The following is a 16,488-nucleotide window of genomic DNA, read 5'->3' as shown; positions in this document are numbered from 1 at the left end:
TATCTCCTGATATCTCCTGAAATCTCACTTTCGATTTTCGATTTGAGGAGGCGGCCATGAAAAAGGCATCGATACAGCGATGGGGATTTTTGTTCCTGTCCTTTGCGATACTGATCTGTGCAGGCGGCTGGAAGCCCGCGGTCTACGGCAATGACGAGGCGTCCATCAAGCGGTATATCGTCCAAGAGATGGGCCGGAAGCTGGGGGACCATGTGGAGCTGCTGGCGGTGGAGGATCGGGGCGAGGACCGCATCGTCGTGTACCGCCTGGAGACAAAAAGACCGGATGACCGTTACGTCATCCGGTTCCGGCGGAATGATGGGGGAAACTATGAGCAGTACGGCCGACTGCTGAAGGGCTTGCCCATGTACGGCGGCCCCGGCATCTGGTCGGAGCAGGTGCGGCCATGGGGCTCGGACCGGCGGCTGTACGGCGACAAAAAGATGTACTATGTGGTCTGGAGCGAATCCCCGAAGCTGGAGGAGATCCGGGTCCAGGTCGGCAATCAGCCGGAGCAGACGGCCCGGCCGGTGGAAACGCCGTCCCTGACGGTCCTGGAATTTGAGGACCCCGCCGGGAGCTTCCGCACGACCAGCTCCTTTCGTGACGCCGGGGGGAACGAGCTGTGATATGTAGCCCTACAACACCCATTGGGTCAACAGCAGCAGCACGAACCCCGGCAGGCCCAGGATGCCGATGACCAGGGCGTTCCACAGGTTCAGGCCCAGGGTGATGCCGGTGAATCCGGAGGTCAGTCCCACCGCCCACAGGGCCAGAAAGCCCAGCAGGGTGTTCACCAGCAGCTTCAGCGCCAGCCGCAGCGGCGCGCTGAACACCCGGATTAGGGCGATGAGAAAAAATCCGGCCAGGATGGCGGCAATGACTTTTTGACTTAGGTCCATACGGCGTCCCCCTCCATGCGGATGGCGGCGGCAGCCTCGGGGCTGCGCTCCTTGATGGCGCGGATCAGATAGTTGCACCGGGCTTTGACGGCGCTGATCTGATAGATGCAGGATTCCACCAGCTCCGGGTCCAGGGCCTGGTCAAACTGGCGGTAGGCCAGGGCCAGGTCCCCCTGGGCGTCGACCAATTCGGCTTTCAGAGCCAGCAGCTCGGGATCGGGTTTGGATTTTTGGGAAAAGGGGATCATTTTCATGGCATCGTTCCTCCTGCTATCATGTCGTGTTGGGGATCGGGGCTGCTTGTAAATACTTCCTTATACATTTATGGAGAGTTTGGACAAATATGCCAGATTTTATGCGGCAGGGAGGGAATATTATGCCAACGGAACAGGAGAACTATATGCGGCAGGCCCTGGACCTGGCTCGGGAGGCCGCGGCGGCGGGGGAGGTCCCGGTGGGCTGTGTCATCGTCCGGGACGGCGAGATCGTGGGCCGTGGCCGCAACCGGCGGGAGGAGCGGCAGGCCACCGCCTCCCACGCGGAGATGGAGGCCATCGCCCAGGCCAATGAGACCCTGGGGACCTGGCGGCTGGACGACTGTGAGCTGTATGTGACGCTGGAGCCCTGCCCCATGTGCGCCGGGGCCATTTTGAACGCCCGGATACGCCGGGTGTGGTACGGCGCCCGGGACGAGGCCATGGGGGCCTGCGGCGGCGTGACGAACCTGTTTATGGAGGCGTTTCCCAACCGGCCCGCGCTGGTGGGCGGCATTCTGAAGGAGGCGTGCGGGGCAGTCCTGGCGGACTTCTTCGCCGGTCTGCGGCAGCGCGGAAAAAGTTGACATAAAGATATTTTTAGATTTAAGACTTTTGTAACAATTGCTGCTGGTTTGGTTAACAACTCTTCTGTATTGTAATACTTGCAAGAGACAAAACTTCTTTTCATCCAATCTTCCAAAAAATAGAGAACAGGGCCAGCTTTCCGGCTGGCCCTGTTCTCTTTCTGATCTCCCGCATGTCGAAACCAGTGGTATTTGCGGGAAAATCGTGTTATGCTTTAAGCGTGATCCGCCGTTCCAACGGCCAGGCGCAGAAGCAGAAAGCCCAGCAGCGTCAGCGCGCCGCCGATGTACAGAAGGATGGAGGAGAGGTAGGGACTCTCGTCTGCCAGCGCGGCGATGCAGAGGACCACGGAGGCCCCGGCGTACAGGGCGAAGCGGCGGGTCCGTCCGGCCCGGAAGGCAAAGGAGGACAGCCGGTAAAAGGCCAGGGACAGAAAGACCAGAGCCAGAAGCTCCACATAATACGCGGACAGCGAGGGGTCCACAGAGTCGATCCGGTAGACCAGCACCAGCCGCACCACCAGGCTGACGGCGGGAGCCAGCAGCAGGTTTGCGCTGGCGGGACGGGGCGCCGCGCCGTCTTTGCGGCGGCAGGCCAGCAGGTTGATGAACAGCCCGGCGGCGGCCAGAATGGACAGCAGGCCCATCAGGATCTGGGCCTTTTCGGAGAAGCCGGGGGCCGGGACCTGCCAGACATCGTCCGGCACACCGCCGGGACCCGCCGCGGCAGCGGCCATTCTGGCCATCAGACTGCCCATGCCAAATCCCTCGCAGAGGTCCGCCAGGCCGGACAGGGCGGTGAGAAACACCCCCATCACCGGCAGGGTCAGGAGCCTCACATCGCTGGTGATAAAGGCGTCGGGAAAAGCGGGACCGGCCTCTGTTTCCTTCGGCAGCTGCCGGGCCAGCAGGATCAGGACGGCGGCCAGCGCCGCCAGCAGGACCACCAGGGCGATCCCGGCGGGAGCGCCGGGGACCGGCAGTCCGGTATCGGCTTCAAATCCGGTGTGCCGCTGGACCAGCCGCAGCACAAAGGCGGCAGCGCCGCCCAGCACCGCCGTCAACGGGAGCAACCATTGTTTTTTCATATCAAAGACCCTTTCGGATGAAATATTTGCGGAAACACGGTTAGTATAACACGCCTGATTTCATTTGTCCATGCCGCATGTTCCGCACCGCGGGGGCATATCATGGAGGGACAGGCCCATGCCGCGAAAACGAAAGAGGAGGAACACCATGAAACGAGAAAGTCAAGTCCGGCAGACCGCCGCCGTCTCGGCGGTGCTGCTGGCGGCGCTGTTTATCCTGCCCCTGGCGGTCATCGTGCCCTTCCGGTCGGAGCTGTTCGGCCGGGAGACACCGGTGGACGAGACGGAGGGGGCGCCCTTCGTCAGCGGCGACCTGGACGCCCGGACGACCCTGCAGGTCCTGAACGGAGACCAGGTGGAGGAGATGGACCTGGGGACCTATCTGGTGGGGGTGGTCCGGGCGGAGATGCCCGCCTCCTTTGAGCAGGAGGCGCTGAAGGCCCAGGCGGTGGCGGCCCGCACCTATACGCTGTATAAGATCCAGACCGGCGGCAATCACGGAGACGCCGCCGACATCTGCACGGACTCCACCTGCTGTCAGGCCTACATCAGCGAGGAGCGGGCCAGGAGCAACTGGGGAGAGGATGCCGATGCATACGAAAAAAAGATCGAGGAGGCTGTCACCGGCACGGACGGGCAGGCCATCCTATATGGCGGGGTGCCCATCCTGGCGGTGTTCCACTCCTCCTCTGCGGGGCTGACCCGGGCGGCGGGAGAGGTCTGGATCAACGACCTTCCCTATTTGCAGGCGGTGGCTTCCCCGGAGGCCAAGGACGCCATCCCCAACTACTACAGCCGCGCGGAGTTCACGGCGGAGGAATTCAGGACGAGATTTCTGGCCGCCCACCCGGAGGCGGACCTGTCCGGGGCCGTCTCCGGATGGCTGGGGAACGCCGTCACCGACACGGCGGGAAGCGTGGACACCCTGTCCGTGGGCGGCGTGACCGTAAAGGGCAGCGAGCTGCGGTCCATCCTGGGCCTGCGCTCAGCCTGCTTTGAGTGGGAGGTCCAGGAGGGAAAGCTGGTGTTCTTCGTCACGGGATACGGCCACGGCGTGGGCCTGAGCCAGTACGGCGCCAACCAGATGGCGGCGGAGGGGGCCGGGTATCAGGAGATCCTGACCCACTATTATACCGGCGTGACGGTGGAGCCCTACCTGCCGGGAGGCCTGTCATAGATCGTGCTGATTTGGAACCATTGAAAGTGCCATTCGGCGGAACCACGGGAAAAGCCCCGCGGGAACAGGCCCGCAGCGCAAGCTCCATTTCTGCGATCCATTTTATCCTACCATATTTTTTCGCTGCCTGCAAAGCTTCGCCAAACCGCCGGAAGTTCTGCGATACCCACGGAATCTTTAACAGGGACCTGCCTGGCTGACGCTTTACAAAAACCCGGGATCTGTGATAAAATAATGCATTCCATAGAAGATCGAGAAAAGGAGGGACCGCATATGAAACGGAGAATCGCGGCGATGATCTTCAGCATCCTGCTGGTGCTTCAGCTGGCGGTCCCGCCGGCCGGCGCCGCTGAGACAGTCTACTTTCTGGCGACGAGCAATGAGGTCCATCCGCTGTCCGACCAGACCATGCCCTTCTGGTCCGGCGGTTACCTGTACATCCCCGCCTCGATCTTTACGGGGACCTGGCGGCGGTATTTCGGCATCTCCTATAACTACAATCCCACCAGCCGGACGGCAATCCTGTATAACGGCGTTGGCGATCACTCGCTGATATTTGACCTGAAGGAGACCTACACCCTGGACAGAGAGGGCAACATCAGCTATCCGGGGGGCATTCTGCGGAACGGTGTGCCCTTTGTGCCTGCGTATTTGGTGGCGAAGTATTTCAACTTCGAGTACTCCGTCATAGAGGTCGAACACGGCTATTTGGTGTGGCTGCGGCTGCCGGGATTCGGCCTGCCGGACAAGCAGTTTGCCGACGCGGCCACCTACAGCATGGTGCGCCGGTACGATGAGTATGTGAAGGAAAAGGCGGGACGGGACAACGAGACGCCGAACACCCCCAGCACCCCCAACACCGCCAGCGGAAAGCGCATCTACCTGTGTTTGGAGGCGGACGGGACTGCGTCCGCCATGCTGGATGCGCTGGACCGGTACGAGATGCAGGCGGCGTTTTTCTGCACGCCGGAGTTTTTGAAGAACAACGGCGCCCTGCTGCGGCGGATGGCCGCAACCGGACAGGCCGTGGGCATTCTGGTCGACGGGGAAAACGAAGACCAGTCCATCGAGGAGCAGCTGCGGGAGGGGAACCAGGCCCTGGAGCTGGCCACCTGCGGCAAGACCCGGCTGGCCATGGTGAAAAATGGGGATGACGCGGCGGTGCAGGCTGCCCAGGCCGCGGGCTTCCGCTGCCTGGAGGCGGACCTGGACCGGTCGGGCTATGACCTGCGCAGCGCGTCCAATGCCAGCGCCCTGCTTCAGAAGATCTCCGCCAGACGGGGAGATGTGACCGTCTGGCTGGCGGATACCGCCAGCACAACAGGCATGCGGGCCTTTTTGTCCGCCGTGCAGGACGCCAACAGGCGGTGCCTGGCCGTGACGGAGACCGCGTGAGCGCAGGAGAGACAGACAATTTACAGAAAATTCAACACCCCGAACGGGTACGGGGTATAATGTGGATATAAATTTGTAAAACTTGGGAGGGAGCGCCATGGGCCGCAATATTCTGGTGGTAGAGGATGACCGCAATATCTCTGACCTCATTCAAATGTATCTGGTGAAAGAGGGATTTGACGTCCGCATCGCCGGGGACGGCGGAAAAGCCATTGAGGAATTTCAGAAAGAGGCCCCGGACCTGATCCTGCTGGATATCATGCTGCCTGTGATGGACGGCTGGGCCGTCTGCGCCAAGATTCGGGAGACCAGCAAGGTCCCCATCATCATGCTGACGGCCAAGAGCGAGGTCTTTGACCGCATCCAGGGCCTGGAGATGGGTGCGGACGACTACATCGTCAAGCCCTTTGAGATGAAAGAGCTGATCGCCCGCATCAACGCGGTGCTGCGGCGGACGGAGATCCCCAACGACACCAGCAAGCGGCTGACCTTCGACAAGCTGGTCATCAATCTGGACTCCTATGAGCTGGTGGTGGAAGGCAGGAAGATCGACACGCCGCCCAAGGAATTGGAGCTGCTGTACCACCTGGCCTCCACGCCCAACCGGGTCTACACCCGGAACCAGCTGCTGGACGAGGTGTGGGGCTTCGACTACTTCGGCGACAGCCGGACGGTGGACGTGCATATCAAGCGCCTGCGGGAAAAGGTGGAGAACGTGTCCGACCAGTGGGCGCTGAAGACCGTCTGGGGCGTGGGCTATAAATTTGAACTGACCGGCGGCAAGGCGGAGAAGGCAGGAGAATGAAACGATTCCGGAACCACTTTCAGGGACTGTACTGGCGGCAGCTGTCCGTGACCGCCGGCATGGTGATACTGACGCTGTTTTTGCTGGGCGCGTCCTTCTTCTCCCTGAGCTATAACTATGCCCGGGGGCAGAAGAGCGAGGAGATCGGGACCAAGGCCCGGGTCATGAGCCAGCTGTCCGTCAATTATTTGGAAAATGGGCGGTACCTGACCATTGAGGAGCTGCAGAGCGACCCGGATTTTCAGCAGCTGGCCTCCTTTGCCGCCATGGTGTCCGACGCGCACTTCATGATCTGTGACACGGCGGGCCACGTGCTGCTGTCCACGGACAAGGCGCTGGACGGCATGGTGGTGACCATGCCGGCGGAGATGACCCGGGAGATCATGGAGAAGGGCTATGCCGCCCGGCGGGACAGCCTGAACGGTTTGTATGAGGGCAAGCGGTTCGTGGTGGGGGTGCCCGCCGTCAACCCGGAGACCCAGGAGAAGGTGGGCGAGGTGTTCGCCGTGTCCACCATGGCGTCTCTGGACTCCATGTGGAGCGGCTTCATCGGCCTGTTCTTCATGACGGCCTTTGTGGTGCTGATGATCTCCTTCATGGCCTCCTCCGTGACCACCATGCGGCAGATCCAGCCCATCCGGGAGATGGCCCAGGCCACCCGCCGGTACGCGGAGGGCGACTTTGACATCCGCATGAACGACTATGGCCGCGACGACGAGATCGGAGAGCTGGCGGCCTCCTTCAACAACATGGCGGAGAGCTTACAGCAGACGGAGCGCCAGCGGCGGGAGTTCATCGCCAACATCTCCCACGAGCTGAAAACGCCCATGACCACCATCGCGGGCTACACGGACGGCATCCTGGACGGGACCATCCCGCCGGAGAGCGAGCGGCAGTATCTGCAGATCATCTCCGACGAGAGCCGCCGCCTGAGCCGCCTGGTCCGGCGGATGCTGGACGTCAGCCAGCTCCAGGCCATGGACCCCCTGCGGAACGGCAGCCACTTCGACCTCTGCGAGAGCATGCGCCGGGTGCTGATCTCCATGGAGAAGAAGATCACGGACCGGGATCTGGACGTGGAGGCGGATATCCCGGAGGAGCCGATCCTGGTTCTGGGCGACAACGACATGATCACCCAGGTCATCTACAACCTGCTGGAAAACGCCGCCAAGTTCGGCAGACCGGGGTCCACGCTGTATCTGGGCGTCGCCGTCATCGACGGCAAGGCTCGTGTCACAGTACGGAATTGGGGAGATACCATCCCGGCGGAGGAACTGCCGCTGCTGTTCGAGCGGTTCCATAAGAGCGACAAGTCCCGCAGCGAGGACAAGGACGGCGTGGGACTGGGCCTGTATATCGTCAAGACGATCCTGGAACAGCACAAGGAAAAAATCAATGTGACCAGCGAGGATGGAGTGACGACGTTCACCTTCTCCCTGACCACGGAATGAGGAAGCATGGAAGAGGGAAACAAGACCTGCCGGGAGGAGAGGACCCCCGGCGAGGTCGTGGAAGTCTACCGGCAGCCGGACCCCCGGGAGGTGGTGGAGACCTATATCCGCCCTCTGCCGAAAACTGCCGCTGCCGAAGCGGCGGAGAAGGTTTCTGCCAAACCCAAAAAGCACAGGAGACTGGGCCTGTGGATCTTCATAGCCTGCATCGCGGCGGGAGTGGTCCTGGCCGTTGGGGCGCGGGTGCTGGACAGCCTGTACAGCCAGGAGCAGCACGATCCCTTTGAATGGTATTACGATGAATACGAGCCAAGCAATGTGTCCACGGAGATCACCATTCCAACAGCACCCACCGGACAGGGCGTGGAACTGGCGGTGACGCGGGAGCAGGGAGAGGCCTTGACGGCCCAGGAGGTCTACCGCCAGGTCAACCCGGCGGTGGTGACGGTCCTGGTCCAGCTGGACCCGGAGAAGGACGTCGCCTCCGTCGGCACCGGCGTCATTTTCACGGAGGACGGCTATGTCGTCACCAACTACCATGTGATGGAGGGCGGAAGCGACTGCCGGATCATCCTGGACAGCGGCCGCAGCTACACGGCGCGGTATGTGGCCGGTGACGCGGAAAACGACCTGGCCGTGCTGAAGATGGATGCGGAGGGCCTGCCCGCGGCGGTGTTCGGCGACTCGGACCTGCTGACGGTGGGCGACAAGGTGTACGCCATCGGCAATCCCCTGGGCGTGGAGCTGCGGGGGACACTGACGGACGGCATCGTCTCCGCCATCAACCGGGACGTGTGGGTGGACGGCCGCACCATGACCCTGATCCAGACCAACGCGGCCCTGAACTCCGGCAACTCCGGCGGCCCGCTGATCAATGAATACGGCCAGGTGGTGGGCATCAATGTGATCAAGATGAGCTCCGCCTACTCCAGCGTGGAGGGCCTGGGCTTTGCCATCCCCTCCGCCTATATGGGACGGATGGTGAACGACCTGCTGGCATACGGCGAGGTCCAGCCGGAGGTGGTGCTGGGCGTGTCGGTCGCACAGATCGGCGAACAGCTGGAGGAGGACCTGTGGGGACTGGAGGTCGTCGAGGTGACCGCCGGCTCTCCGGCGGAAAAGGCGGGCATCCAGGTGGGCGACTATGTGACCGCCGCCAACGGCGAGGCGCTGTATGGCAGCCGGGACCTGCTGCGTATCCGGCGGCAGTACCATGTGGGGGATGAGATGCCCCTGACCCTCTGGCGGGACGGCGAGATTCTGGAAGTGGTCCTGAAATTGGATATGACCAGCGGCCAGAGTGAATAAGCATATCCTGTATAGCAGAAGAGACCGTCTCCTAGGAGACGGTCTCTTTTTATGCCTGGAGACAGATCAGGCGCGGAGGGCAGAGCCTCACGCCTGCTTTTTCTGCGGCCAGACCAGGCTGACGCCGGACAGCAGCAGATAGACGCCAAAGGGCTTGCGCAGGATCTCCACATCCACGGCGGTGGCGATCCATGCGCCGATGAGGGCGGCGAGGACCGCCGTGGGCACGGCGTTTTTCAGGGTGGGCTTGTCCAAGTAGCCGTTTTTGGCGTGGCAGATTAGGGCGGAGACGGCGGTGGGGAGAAAGAACAGCAGGTTGATGCCCTGGGCGGTCCGCTGGTCCACACCGAGAAACAGCGTCATCACCAGCAGGAGCAGCGTCCCGCCGCCCACGCCCCAGGCGGAGATGACGCTGGCCCCCAGGCCGCAGAGAAAGGGAAGAAGCCAATCCGTCACAGCAGATATTTCACCCCCGCGTAAAAGAGAAAGGCGGCAAACAGCCACTTCAAAAATTTGGTGGAGACCTTGCCGTACAGCCTGCCGCCCAGAAACCCGCCGATGAGGCCGCCCATCAGATAGGGCAGGGCGGTCATGAGGGAGACCCCGCCCCGCCACACGTACACGGCGGCGGACACCAGGCACACCGGGAAGATGACGCCCACGCAGGTGGCGTACAGCTTTCGCGGGGAGAGGCGTCCCCACCGGGAGAGGATGGGCAGGAACACCATGCCGCCCCCGCCGCCAAACAGCCCGTTTGCCAGCCCGGACGCGCCGCCGGCGATCCGCGCCGGCCAGTTGGACTTCATCGCACCGCCTCCCATCCAATATGTAGAGGGGAGCCTTGGGGAGGAGCGGGCTCTTCCCCAAAGCTCCCGGCGCGGTGTTATTTCAGCTTGAAGCTCTGGCAGTCGGTGCACTCCACCATGGTGGGGTTGGTCTCATGGGTGCCCACCTGGATCTCGGTCAGGCCGCAGTACTGGGTGTCCTGGCAGTGATGGGCGCAGTTATTCACGGTGCACTTGATGCTCTGGTTGGGGGTGCATTCGCAGCCGCTGTTGGTGCAATCCTTGTTCATCAGAATGATCCTCCTGCGTGAAAGAATTTGGCTTTCCGCCGGTAGCTAGTGTGCACAGGAGGCCCCTGATTATGCATATTGATTTTGGATACGGACAAACCGCGGGCAGGCGGGTGAAATGATGGTACGCCGCCCATATATTGCGTGTTGGCAGCGGCCTTCAGGTGTTGGGAAAAACTCCGAGTCCGCTTTTATGTAGAAGCGGGTGAAGTATATGCAGTTTTTGCAGATGGAATCATCTCTAAACATAGAATATTTCATGATACTGATTATATATGATATCAAAATGATGTTAATATGAATTCGCAAAAAATGATGGAGGATTGATATAATAATGACATCAAAATGATAGAGGTATTGCCATGGGAAATTATTATACCCCATTTCCTCTGCGCGCTGCGGAAGAGACCATTGCGAAAATGAAGTGGCTTGGGAAAAAACACCATCGGTCGGCTACAAAGGAAATGGAAGTTGCCCTGGAGCAATATATTGCGGCTTATGAGCAGCAACATGGGGAGATAAAAATAGACGGGGAGCCCTAAGCTCCTCGTCTGTTTTTATAATCAAATAACTTGAAAAGTGATCAATTCACTTTTCAAGTGTCACAGCGCATGTGCGCTGTGACAGGCCGCGGTCCGCGGCCTTGATTTTCATTTCATAGTCAATTACTGTGCGCTTTACGCACAGCGGGCATCGCTCGCTAAAAAAATCGCATGCGATTTTTTAAGTTAATGGACAATATCAAATTCCCAAAATCGAGATGGCGAACCGGAAGTAGATCAGCAGGGACAGGGCGTCCACGATGGTGGAGATGAAGGGCGAGGCCATCACAGCCGGGTCAAAGCCCAGCTTTTCCGCCAGGATGGGCAGGGAACAGCCCACCAGCTTGGCGCACAGCACCGTGCCCACCAGGGTGGAGCAGACCACCAGCGCCACCATGGGCGTCACGCTGGGGTTGTGCAGCAGCCAGCGGTCCACCAGCATCATCTTCACAAAATTGGCGGCCGCCAGACAGACGCCGCACATCAAAGAGACCCGCAGCTCCTTCCAGAGCACCCGCAGGGTGTCCGAAAAATGGACCTCGCCCAGGGACAGGGCACGGATGATGGCGGTGGAGGCCTGGGTGCCGCTGTTGCCGCCGGTGCCGGAGAGCATGGGGATAAAGGAGGTCAGGATGGCGCAGGACATGAGGGCGTTTTCAAAATGCGTCATGATGATGCCCGTGAATGTGGCGGAGAGCATCAGCAGAAGCAGCCAGGGGGTGCGGGCCTTCCAGGTCTCAAAGACGCTGGTTTTCAGATACGGCTTGTCGGAGGGCAGGATAGCGGCCATCTTCTCGAAGTCCTCGGTGGCCTCTTCCTGCAAAACGTCCATGGCGTCGTCAACGGTGACGATGCCCACCAGGCGGTTTTCCGTGTCCACCACCGGCAGGGCCAGGAAGTCGTATTTGCTCAGGGCGTTGGCGGTGGTCTCCTGGTCGTCCAGCGTGTGGACGGAGATGAAATTCTGCTCCATGATGTCGCCGATGACATCGTCCTCCTCCGCCAGCAGCAGCGTCCGGATGGACAGCACGCCGATGAGGTGCCGGTTGGCGTCGATGACATAGCAGACGTTGATGGTCTCCTTATCGGGTCCGGTGCGGCGGATGCGCTTGAAGGCGTCCTCCACCGTCATGGTGGCCTTCAGGTCCACGAACTCCGTGGTCATGATGCTTCCGGCGGAGTCCTCCGGGTATTTCAGGATCTCATTGATGCTCTTGCGGATCTCCGGGTCGGAGTGCTTCAGGATGCGCTTGACCACGTTGGCGGGCATCTCCTCCACGATATCCACGGTATCGTCCAGATACAGCTCGTCCAGCACCTCTTTCAGCTCCGTGTTGGAAAAGCTTCGGATCAAAAGCTCCTGCTCGTCGGAGTCCAGCTCCACGAATACCTCGGCGGCCTGCTCCTTGGGCAGCAGGCGGAACACCAGGGGGACACGCTCATCCAGTCCTGCGCAGAGGACGGCGATATCCGCCGCCTCCAGCGGGATCAGAAGGCCCCGCAGCTCGGCGTAGCGTTTTCGGGAGAGCAGATCCTCGATCTTCTCCAATAATTCCGCCCGTTCGTTTTCAAATTCAAACACAGCACGCGACCTCCTTCCCTGTGTGCTGGTGTAAATAAAAGTCCCCACTCGTTCCGTCCGGCACAAGTGGAGAAATGCTCGGGAGAATCGGCTCAATGGTGATTCTCCCCCAACCGTTCAAGCTTTAGCCTCACAAGGCGGTGAAATCGCATTAGATGATACCTTCGTGTTCGATATCGCCTGCTCAAACCCTCTCATGATGTCTCCATCACTCCGCGGCAGCGATCCATATCCCTGTGGTAGCCTTACCTACCGGACATTATCTGATTTTATACTGCTATATTATGCTAAAAATTCACTACTGTCAACCCGGGACGGCAGAAAGCTGAACGGAATTTTGGAAAGGGAAAATGCAAGTTTGTCAAACATGTTGGACAGCGAAATCAAGGGGGGAAAAGCCAACGAAGAGGCCTCATAGGGAAGCTGCTGTGTGATAACGCAACTGTAACCGATGAGGCGCTTTCCTTCATCCCTTTTATTCATCTGTCCAGCATGTATTGGAATCCTACCATTCATGCAGGTGCCGGAGATATGGCTATGGCATACGTCCTAAAAGAGATGAAATCTCCTTGCATTTTGTTATGGGTTTGGTATACAATGAACACATTGTTGCGAAAACGACTGTGTTTTATGAGAAATTAGGCGTATACTATCCAGGAATGATAAAAAACGGCAGAACCAGAGCTGTCCGAAAGGGATGGGGGGTTTTGCAGGAGATCAGAGGAATGATAACATGTATCGATTTAATCCAGTGGCGCAGAGAGACAGCGGAAAGCTGCGGAAATATTACCAGAACTGCCGGTACGGGCTTTGCGAATACTCTGTTGGCACCAAACTGATGTGGCGCCAGACCCTGCATCCCGCCTGGGCGGAGATCGCGGGGTGTCTGGTGGTCCGAAATACTATTGAGGGCCAGGTCGTCTTTGACTATCCCGTGCCGGGGCCGGAGGGGGACGAGGACGCCGCGCTGGAAGCCATAGAGGCCTATTGTATGGAAAAGGGGATCACCCCGGTCATCTCCGTGGTGCCGGAGTGCAAGGCGGCCCGGCTGCTGGCCCGCTATCCCTATGTCCTGGTCAGCGACATCCGGACCTGGCGGGATTATGTGTATTACCGGGAGGACCTGCAGCTCTTTGCGGGGCGGCGGTATTCCGGACAGCGGAACCATATCAAAAAGTTCCATACCCAGTGGCCGGACGCGGAGTTCCAGCGGCTGACGGCGGCGGATGGAGCGGTCATCGACCGGTTCTGGCAGGACTACGAGGCGGAATTCCCCAAGGGGAACAACGCCAAGGCCCGGGACGAGCTGGAGCTTGCCAAAAAGATGCTGCGGCTGGTGAACAAGCCCTGGTTCCTTGCGGGAGGCATGTTTGACGGGGACAAGCTCATCGCCCTGTCCCTGGCGGAAAAGTGCGGAGACACCCTGATCATCCACATCGAGAAGGCGCTGTATTCCTATACCGGCGTATATCCCACCCTGGTCCAGACCTTTGCCGGGGCCTTTGGCGGCGGCTGCCAGTGGATCAACCGGGAGGACGACGCGGCGGACCGGGGCCTGCGGACCTCCAAATTGCAGTACGGTCCTGCGAAGCTGGCGCCCAAATACCGCTTTGAGCCGCAGAACGAGCTGACGCGCCATGTGGACGCCATCCCGGAATTGAAAACGGAGCGGCTGACGCTGTCCGCGCTGAAAGAGGCGGATATTCCCGCGTACAATGCCCTGGTGCTGGACGGCGAGCGGAACCGCTGGTGGGGTTATGACGACGTGGGCGGCCTGGGCGGACCCGTGGAGGAGCGGAGCTTCTTTGACGTGGCCCGCCGGGATTTTGAGGCCCGGCAGGCGGTGAACTTTGCCGTCCGTCTGGACGGAAAGCTGATCGGCGAGGCGGTGCTGTACCGGTTCGACTGCCGGGGCGGCGCGGAGCTGGGCTGCCGCATCGATGGGGCCTATGCCGGGAACGGCTACGGCACAGAGGCTTTTGCCGCCGTGGCGGATTGGGCGCTGTATAAGGTCCATCTGACGCGGGTGGTGGCCAAGTGCTTTAAGGAGAACCAGGCGTCCTATAAGATGCTGTCCTCCTGTATGCGGAAAAACGGCGAGGACGAGACATTTTTCTATTTTGAAAAGCTGGTATAAAGGATGCATTGGCAGATGCGGAACGCCTTATCCGGCGGAAAAACGCACCAGGGGTATCCAGATCCAACGTAAAAGACGCACTGACTTGTCAGTGCGTCTTTTTGAATGGATGGGTCATTCCTCAGGCATGGAGGTCCGCCAGACGGCAGGTGCCGCCCTCCGTCAGGCCCAGGGCTTCCACACGGGGTTCCGGGACCTCCCGGGAAAACTGCTTTCCGTCGGCGGTCTGGACCAGCAGCCACAGCAGAGGCGGGTCCTTGGGCTCCTCGCACCCAAAATCCCCATCCTCGATGCGCAGGACACAGACGTCATCCCCCGGCGCGCCGGACAGCCGGGCCGCAACCTCCTCCTTACTCAGCTTCACGGATCAGATACTCCGGGCCAAAGCTGTATGGGAGCAGGGCGCTGAGGGGCATGGCCAGTTCCTCGCCCTTCCCGTTCAGGCAGATGACCTCGATCTCCGGAGCGAACTCCCGCAGGACCTGGCGGCACACGGCGCAGGGGACACAGAACTCCTCACATCGGCCCGCCACGGCGATGCGGACAAAATCCCGGTGCCCCTCGCTGACGGCCTTGGCCACCGCCGTGCGCTCGGCGCACATGGTGGGGGAGTAGGCGGCGTTCTCGATATTGCAGCCGGTGAACACGGTGCCGTCGCTGCACTCCAGGGCGGCGCCCACCGCAAAGTGGGAATAGGGGCAATAGGAGCGGTCCAGCATAGCGACGGCCGCGGCCTTCAATTCTTCACGGGTCATAAAGAAAACCTCCCTGTTATTGACTCAGGATGCCCAGCTGATCTCCCGCTGGGGGCGGACATCCACATCCATAATATCCTTTGCGTCGTAAAATTGCAAGTACCGCTCCCGGGAGTGGCGGAGGGTGGTGCCGTCGGGATGGAGGCGGTCACAGATGACGGCGCAGATATCTTTTTTGATATAGCTGAAGCTCTCGACGCCCACGGAGCAGAACACCCGGAAGCCCTGGCTTTGCAGGTACTGGAACACCGGCCCGGTGTTTTTCCAGTCATTTCCGTCGGGCCGGGCGCCGTGGGGATAGAACAGGATCGTGGTGGGCCCCACCAGACTCTCCACCTCGTCGGCCCAGCGCTGGGTGTCGGCCTGGATGCTCTCCAGGGACTTGCTGTCCAGCCGGAGATGGCCCCAGGTGTGGCTGCCGAAGGTCCAGCCGGTGCGCTTGAGCTCGGCGATGATGGGCTTCACCGCCTCCCGCTCCTTCTGGCGGTTGGCCTCCTGGGCCTCGGTCCAGCTTTGGGTGTCGGTCTGGGTGCGGTAGCCCAGGATGCCCTCATAGCCTGTCAGGCTCAGGCAGCCCTTGGCGCCGAATGGGGAGAAGTCCGGGTGCGCCTCCACGAATTTGTCCAGGATGGGGATGGCGTCCAGGTCCCGGCTAATTACCTCGCCGCCCTGGGGATTTCTGCCCCAGGAGGCGATCTTGCCGTCGTCCCCGATGATGAGCTTATAGGTGAGGCCGTTTTCAAGCATATAGGGGTAGTAGTTGGTGTCATCGTAGGAGAGGATCAGGGGCTTTTTGCCCTCCGGGAGGTACAGGGTGTTGCGGACCATTTTGGGCTGGCCGTCCTCTCCGGTGGTCTCGCTCCACACGTCGGCGATGTCCACCAGCACGTAGCCCTTGTCATAGACGCTTTGCAGGATCTTGTTGTATTCGTCCACCGTCACCATGAAGTCGTCCAGGCCGTTGGCCTGCTTGTCGCCGTCGAAGGCCAGCTCCGGATAGGCGATGACGGGATGGAAGAACAGATGCTCCACGATGCCGTCGTAGGCCGCGTAGGTCACGCCGTCCCGGATGCCGCCCTCGGGCATGACGGTGGGGTCCAGGATGGTGTAAGGCGCAGGCTCCTCCGGTGCTTCGGGGGTCTCCGCCGTCTCAGGGGCCTCCGCCTCCGGCTGGGAGGGGCCGTCGCTCCCCGGAGCGGGGGCGGAGCCGCCGCAGGCGGTGAGGGAGAACAGCAGAAGCGGCAGCAAAAGCATACTGACAAAACGTTGCATGATCCAGGGGTCCTTTCTGTCAAATTTCTGAGATCGTCCATGAACTTGAAAAAAACACACGGGATTTTTCAAGCGGGCGATGCCCGCTGTGCGGAAAGCGCACAGGGATTGCCTATGAAATGCAAATCCACGTTTCAAGTTGTTTGATTATAAAACCA

Annotated in this window: 19 protein-coding genes and 1 riboswitch; of the genes, 9 read left to right on the top strand and 10 right to left on the bottom strand. The window is 60.5% G+C overall.

All coding sequences use genetic code 11. The features are described 5' to 3' along the window. Positions 1-56: 56 nt before the first annotated feature. Positions 57-629 carry a hypothetical protein gene (locus Q0Z71_RS14355; protein WP_298024248.1) on the top strand — a complete coding sequence of 191 codons (573 nt, stop codon included), beginning with the start codon at positions 57-59 and terminating at the stop codon, positions 627-629. Positions 630-638: 9 nt separating this feature from the next. Here the strand turns inward: Q0Z71_RS14355 and Q0Z71_RS14350 are convergent, their stop codons facing one another. Both Q0Z71_RS14350 and Q0Z71_RS14345 read right to left on the bottom strand, forming a co-directional pair. Then, a complete protein-coding gene (locus Q0Z71_RS14350) occupies positions 639-902 on the bottom strand; it encodes a pro-sigmaK processing inhibitor BofA family protein (RefSeq protein ID WP_298024246.1) in 264 nt (87 codons plus the stop codon). Beyond that, entirely contained in the window at positions 893-1,156 is a 264-nt protein-coding gene (locus Q0Z71_RS14345) for a DUF2508 family protein (RefSeq protein WP_298024244.1), read from the bottom strand. Before Q0Z71_RS14345 ends, Q0Z71_RS14350 begins: the two co-directional genes overlap by 10 nt. A gap of 122 nt (positions 1,157-1,278) precedes the next feature. Between Q0Z71_RS14345 and Q0Z71_RS14340 the strand changes: the two genes are divergently transcribed. Then, entirely contained in the window at positions 1,279-1,743 is a 465-nt protein-coding gene (locus tag Q0Z71_RS14340; RefSeq protein WP_298024242.1) for a nucleoside deaminase, read from the top strand. 215 nt (positions 1,744-1,958) lie between these two features. Here Q0Z71_RS14340 and Q0Z71_RS14335 read toward each other — a convergent pair whose 3' ends face one another. Next, the gene (locus tag Q0Z71_RS14335) at positions 1,959-2,831 is read right to left on the bottom strand and encodes a hypothetical protein (protein WP_298024240.1); all 873 of its coding nucleotides are present in this window, start codon (positions 2,829-2,831) and stop codon (positions 1,959-1,961) included. A gap of 148 nt (positions 2,832-2,979) precedes the next feature. Between Q0Z71_RS14335 and spoIID the strand changes: the two genes are divergently transcribed. The 5 genes from spoIID to Q0Z71_RS14310 all read left to right on the top strand — a co-directional run bounded on the left by spoIID (position 2,980) and on the right by Q0Z71_RS14310 (position 8,967). Next, positions 2,980-4,008, top strand: coding sequence for a stage II sporulation protein D (gene spoIID, locus Q0Z71_RS14330; RefSeq protein WP_298024238.1), 1,029 nt, complete (start codon positions 2,980-2,982; stop codon positions 4,006-4,008). A gap of 273 nt (positions 4,009-4,281) precedes the next feature. Next, positions 4,282-5,403, top strand: coding sequence for a polysaccharide deacetylase family protein (locus Q0Z71_RS14325; protein ID WP_298024236.1), 1,122 nt, complete (start codon positions 4,282-4,284; stop codon positions 5,401-5,403). Positions 5,404-5,500: 97 nt separating this feature from the next. Continuing rightward, positions 5,501-6,208 carry a response regulator transcription factor gene (locus Q0Z71_RS14320; protein WP_298024234.1) on the top strand — a complete coding sequence of 236 codons (708 nt, stop codon included), beginning with the start codon at positions 5,501-5,503 and terminating at the stop codon, positions 6,206-6,208. Beyond that, positions 6,205-7,659, top strand: coding sequence for a HAMP domain-containing sensor histidine kinase (locus Q0Z71_RS14315; protein WP_298024232.1), 1,455 nt, complete (start codon positions 6,205-6,207; stop codon positions 7,657-7,659). Before Q0Z71_RS14320 ends, Q0Z71_RS14315 begins: the two co-directional genes overlap by 4 nt. A gap of 6 nt (positions 7,660-7,665) precedes the next feature. Beyond that, complete coding sequence (locus Q0Z71_RS14310) at positions 7,666-8,967, top strand: S1C family serine protease (protein ID WP_298024230.1); 1,302 nt, start codon at positions 7,666-7,668, stop codon at positions 8,965-8,967. An 87-nt stretch (positions 8,968-9,054) separates the two neighbouring features. Here the strand turns inward: Q0Z71_RS14310 and Q0Z71_RS14305 are convergent, their stop codons facing one another. From Q0Z71_RS14305 to Q0Z71_RS14295, 3 genes are all read right to left on the bottom strand, one after another. Next, on the bottom strand, positions 9,055-9,423 hold the full coding sequence (locus Q0Z71_RS14305) for a sulfite exporter TauE/SafE family protein (RefSeq protein WP_298024228.1): 369 nt from the start codon (positions 9,421-9,423) through the stop codon (positions 9,055-9,057). Next, positions 9,420-9,773, bottom strand: coding sequence for a TSUP family transporter (locus Q0Z71_RS14300; RefSeq protein ID WP_298024226.1), 354 nt, complete (start codon positions 9,771-9,773; stop codon positions 9,420-9,422). The genes Q0Z71_RS14305 and Q0Z71_RS14300 overlap by 4 nt, the downstream gene beginning before the upstream one ends. Before the next feature lie 77 nt (positions 9,774-9,850). Then, entirely contained in the window at positions 9,851-10,042 is a 192-nt protein-coding gene (locus tag Q0Z71_RS14295) for a DUF1540 domain-containing protein (protein ID WP_298024223.1), read from the bottom strand. 362 nt (positions 10,043-10,404) lie between these two features. On the opposite strand from Q0Z71_RS14295, the gene Q0Z71_RS14290 reads away from it, so the two are divergent. Next, the gene (locus Q0Z71_RS14290; protein WP_298024221.1) at positions 10,405-10,584 is read left to right on the top strand and encodes a hypothetical protein; all 180 of its coding nucleotides are present in this window, start codon (positions 10,405-10,407) and stop codon (positions 10,582-10,584) included. 199 nt (positions 10,585-10,783) lie between these two features. Here the strand turns inward: Q0Z71_RS14290 and mgtE are convergent, their stop codons facing one another. Next, positions 10,784-12,166, bottom strand: a complete 1,383-nt coding sequence (mgtE, locus tag Q0Z71_RS14285; protein ID WP_298024219.1) for a magnesium transporter — start codon at positions 12,164-12,166, stop codon at positions 10,784-10,786. Positions 12,167-12,267: 101 nt separating this feature from the next. Continuing rightward, positions 12,268-12,430: riboswitch (M-box (ykoK) riboswitch) on the bottom strand. 469 nt (positions 12,431-12,899) lie between these two features. On the opposite strand from mgtE, the gene Q0Z71_RS14280 reads away from it, so the two are divergent. Next, a complete protein-coding gene (locus Q0Z71_RS14280; RefSeq protein ID WP_298024217.1) occupies positions 12,900-14,303 on the top strand; it encodes a GNAT family N-acetyltransferase in 1,404 nt (467 codons plus the stop codon). 121 nt (positions 14,304-14,424) lie between these two features. Here the strand turns inward: Q0Z71_RS14280 and Q0Z71_RS14275 are convergent, their stop codons facing one another. The 3 genes from Q0Z71_RS14275 to Q0Z71_RS14265 are packed head-to-tail and all read right to left on the bottom strand — an operon-like array spanning position 14,425 to position 16,330. Then, a complete protein-coding gene (locus tag Q0Z71_RS14275) occupies positions 14,425-14,667 on the bottom strand; it encodes a hypothetical protein (protein ID WP_298024215.1) in 243 nt (80 codons plus the stop codon). After that, entirely contained in the window at positions 14,654-15,058 is a 405-nt protein-coding gene (cdd, locus tag Q0Z71_RS14270; RefSeq protein ID WP_298024213.1) for a cytidine deaminase, read from the bottom strand. Before cdd ends, Q0Z71_RS14275 begins: the two co-directional genes overlap by 14 nt. A 24-nt stretch (positions 15,059-15,082) precedes the next feature. Further along, positions 15,083-16,330 (bottom strand): polysaccharide deacetylase family protein, encoded by a 1,248-nt coding sequence (locus Q0Z71_RS14265; RefSeq protein WP_298024211.1) that lies wholly within the window; start codon positions 16,328-16,330, stop codon positions 15,083-15,085. Positions 16,331-16,488: the final 158 nt, after the last annotated feature.

Source organism: uncultured Dysosmobacter sp. (assembly GCF_947631635.1).
GTDB lineage: Bacteria > Bacillota > Clostridia > Oscillospirales > Oscillospiraceae > Oscillibacter.
This window is presented reverse-complemented; position numbering and strand designations above follow the sequence as displayed.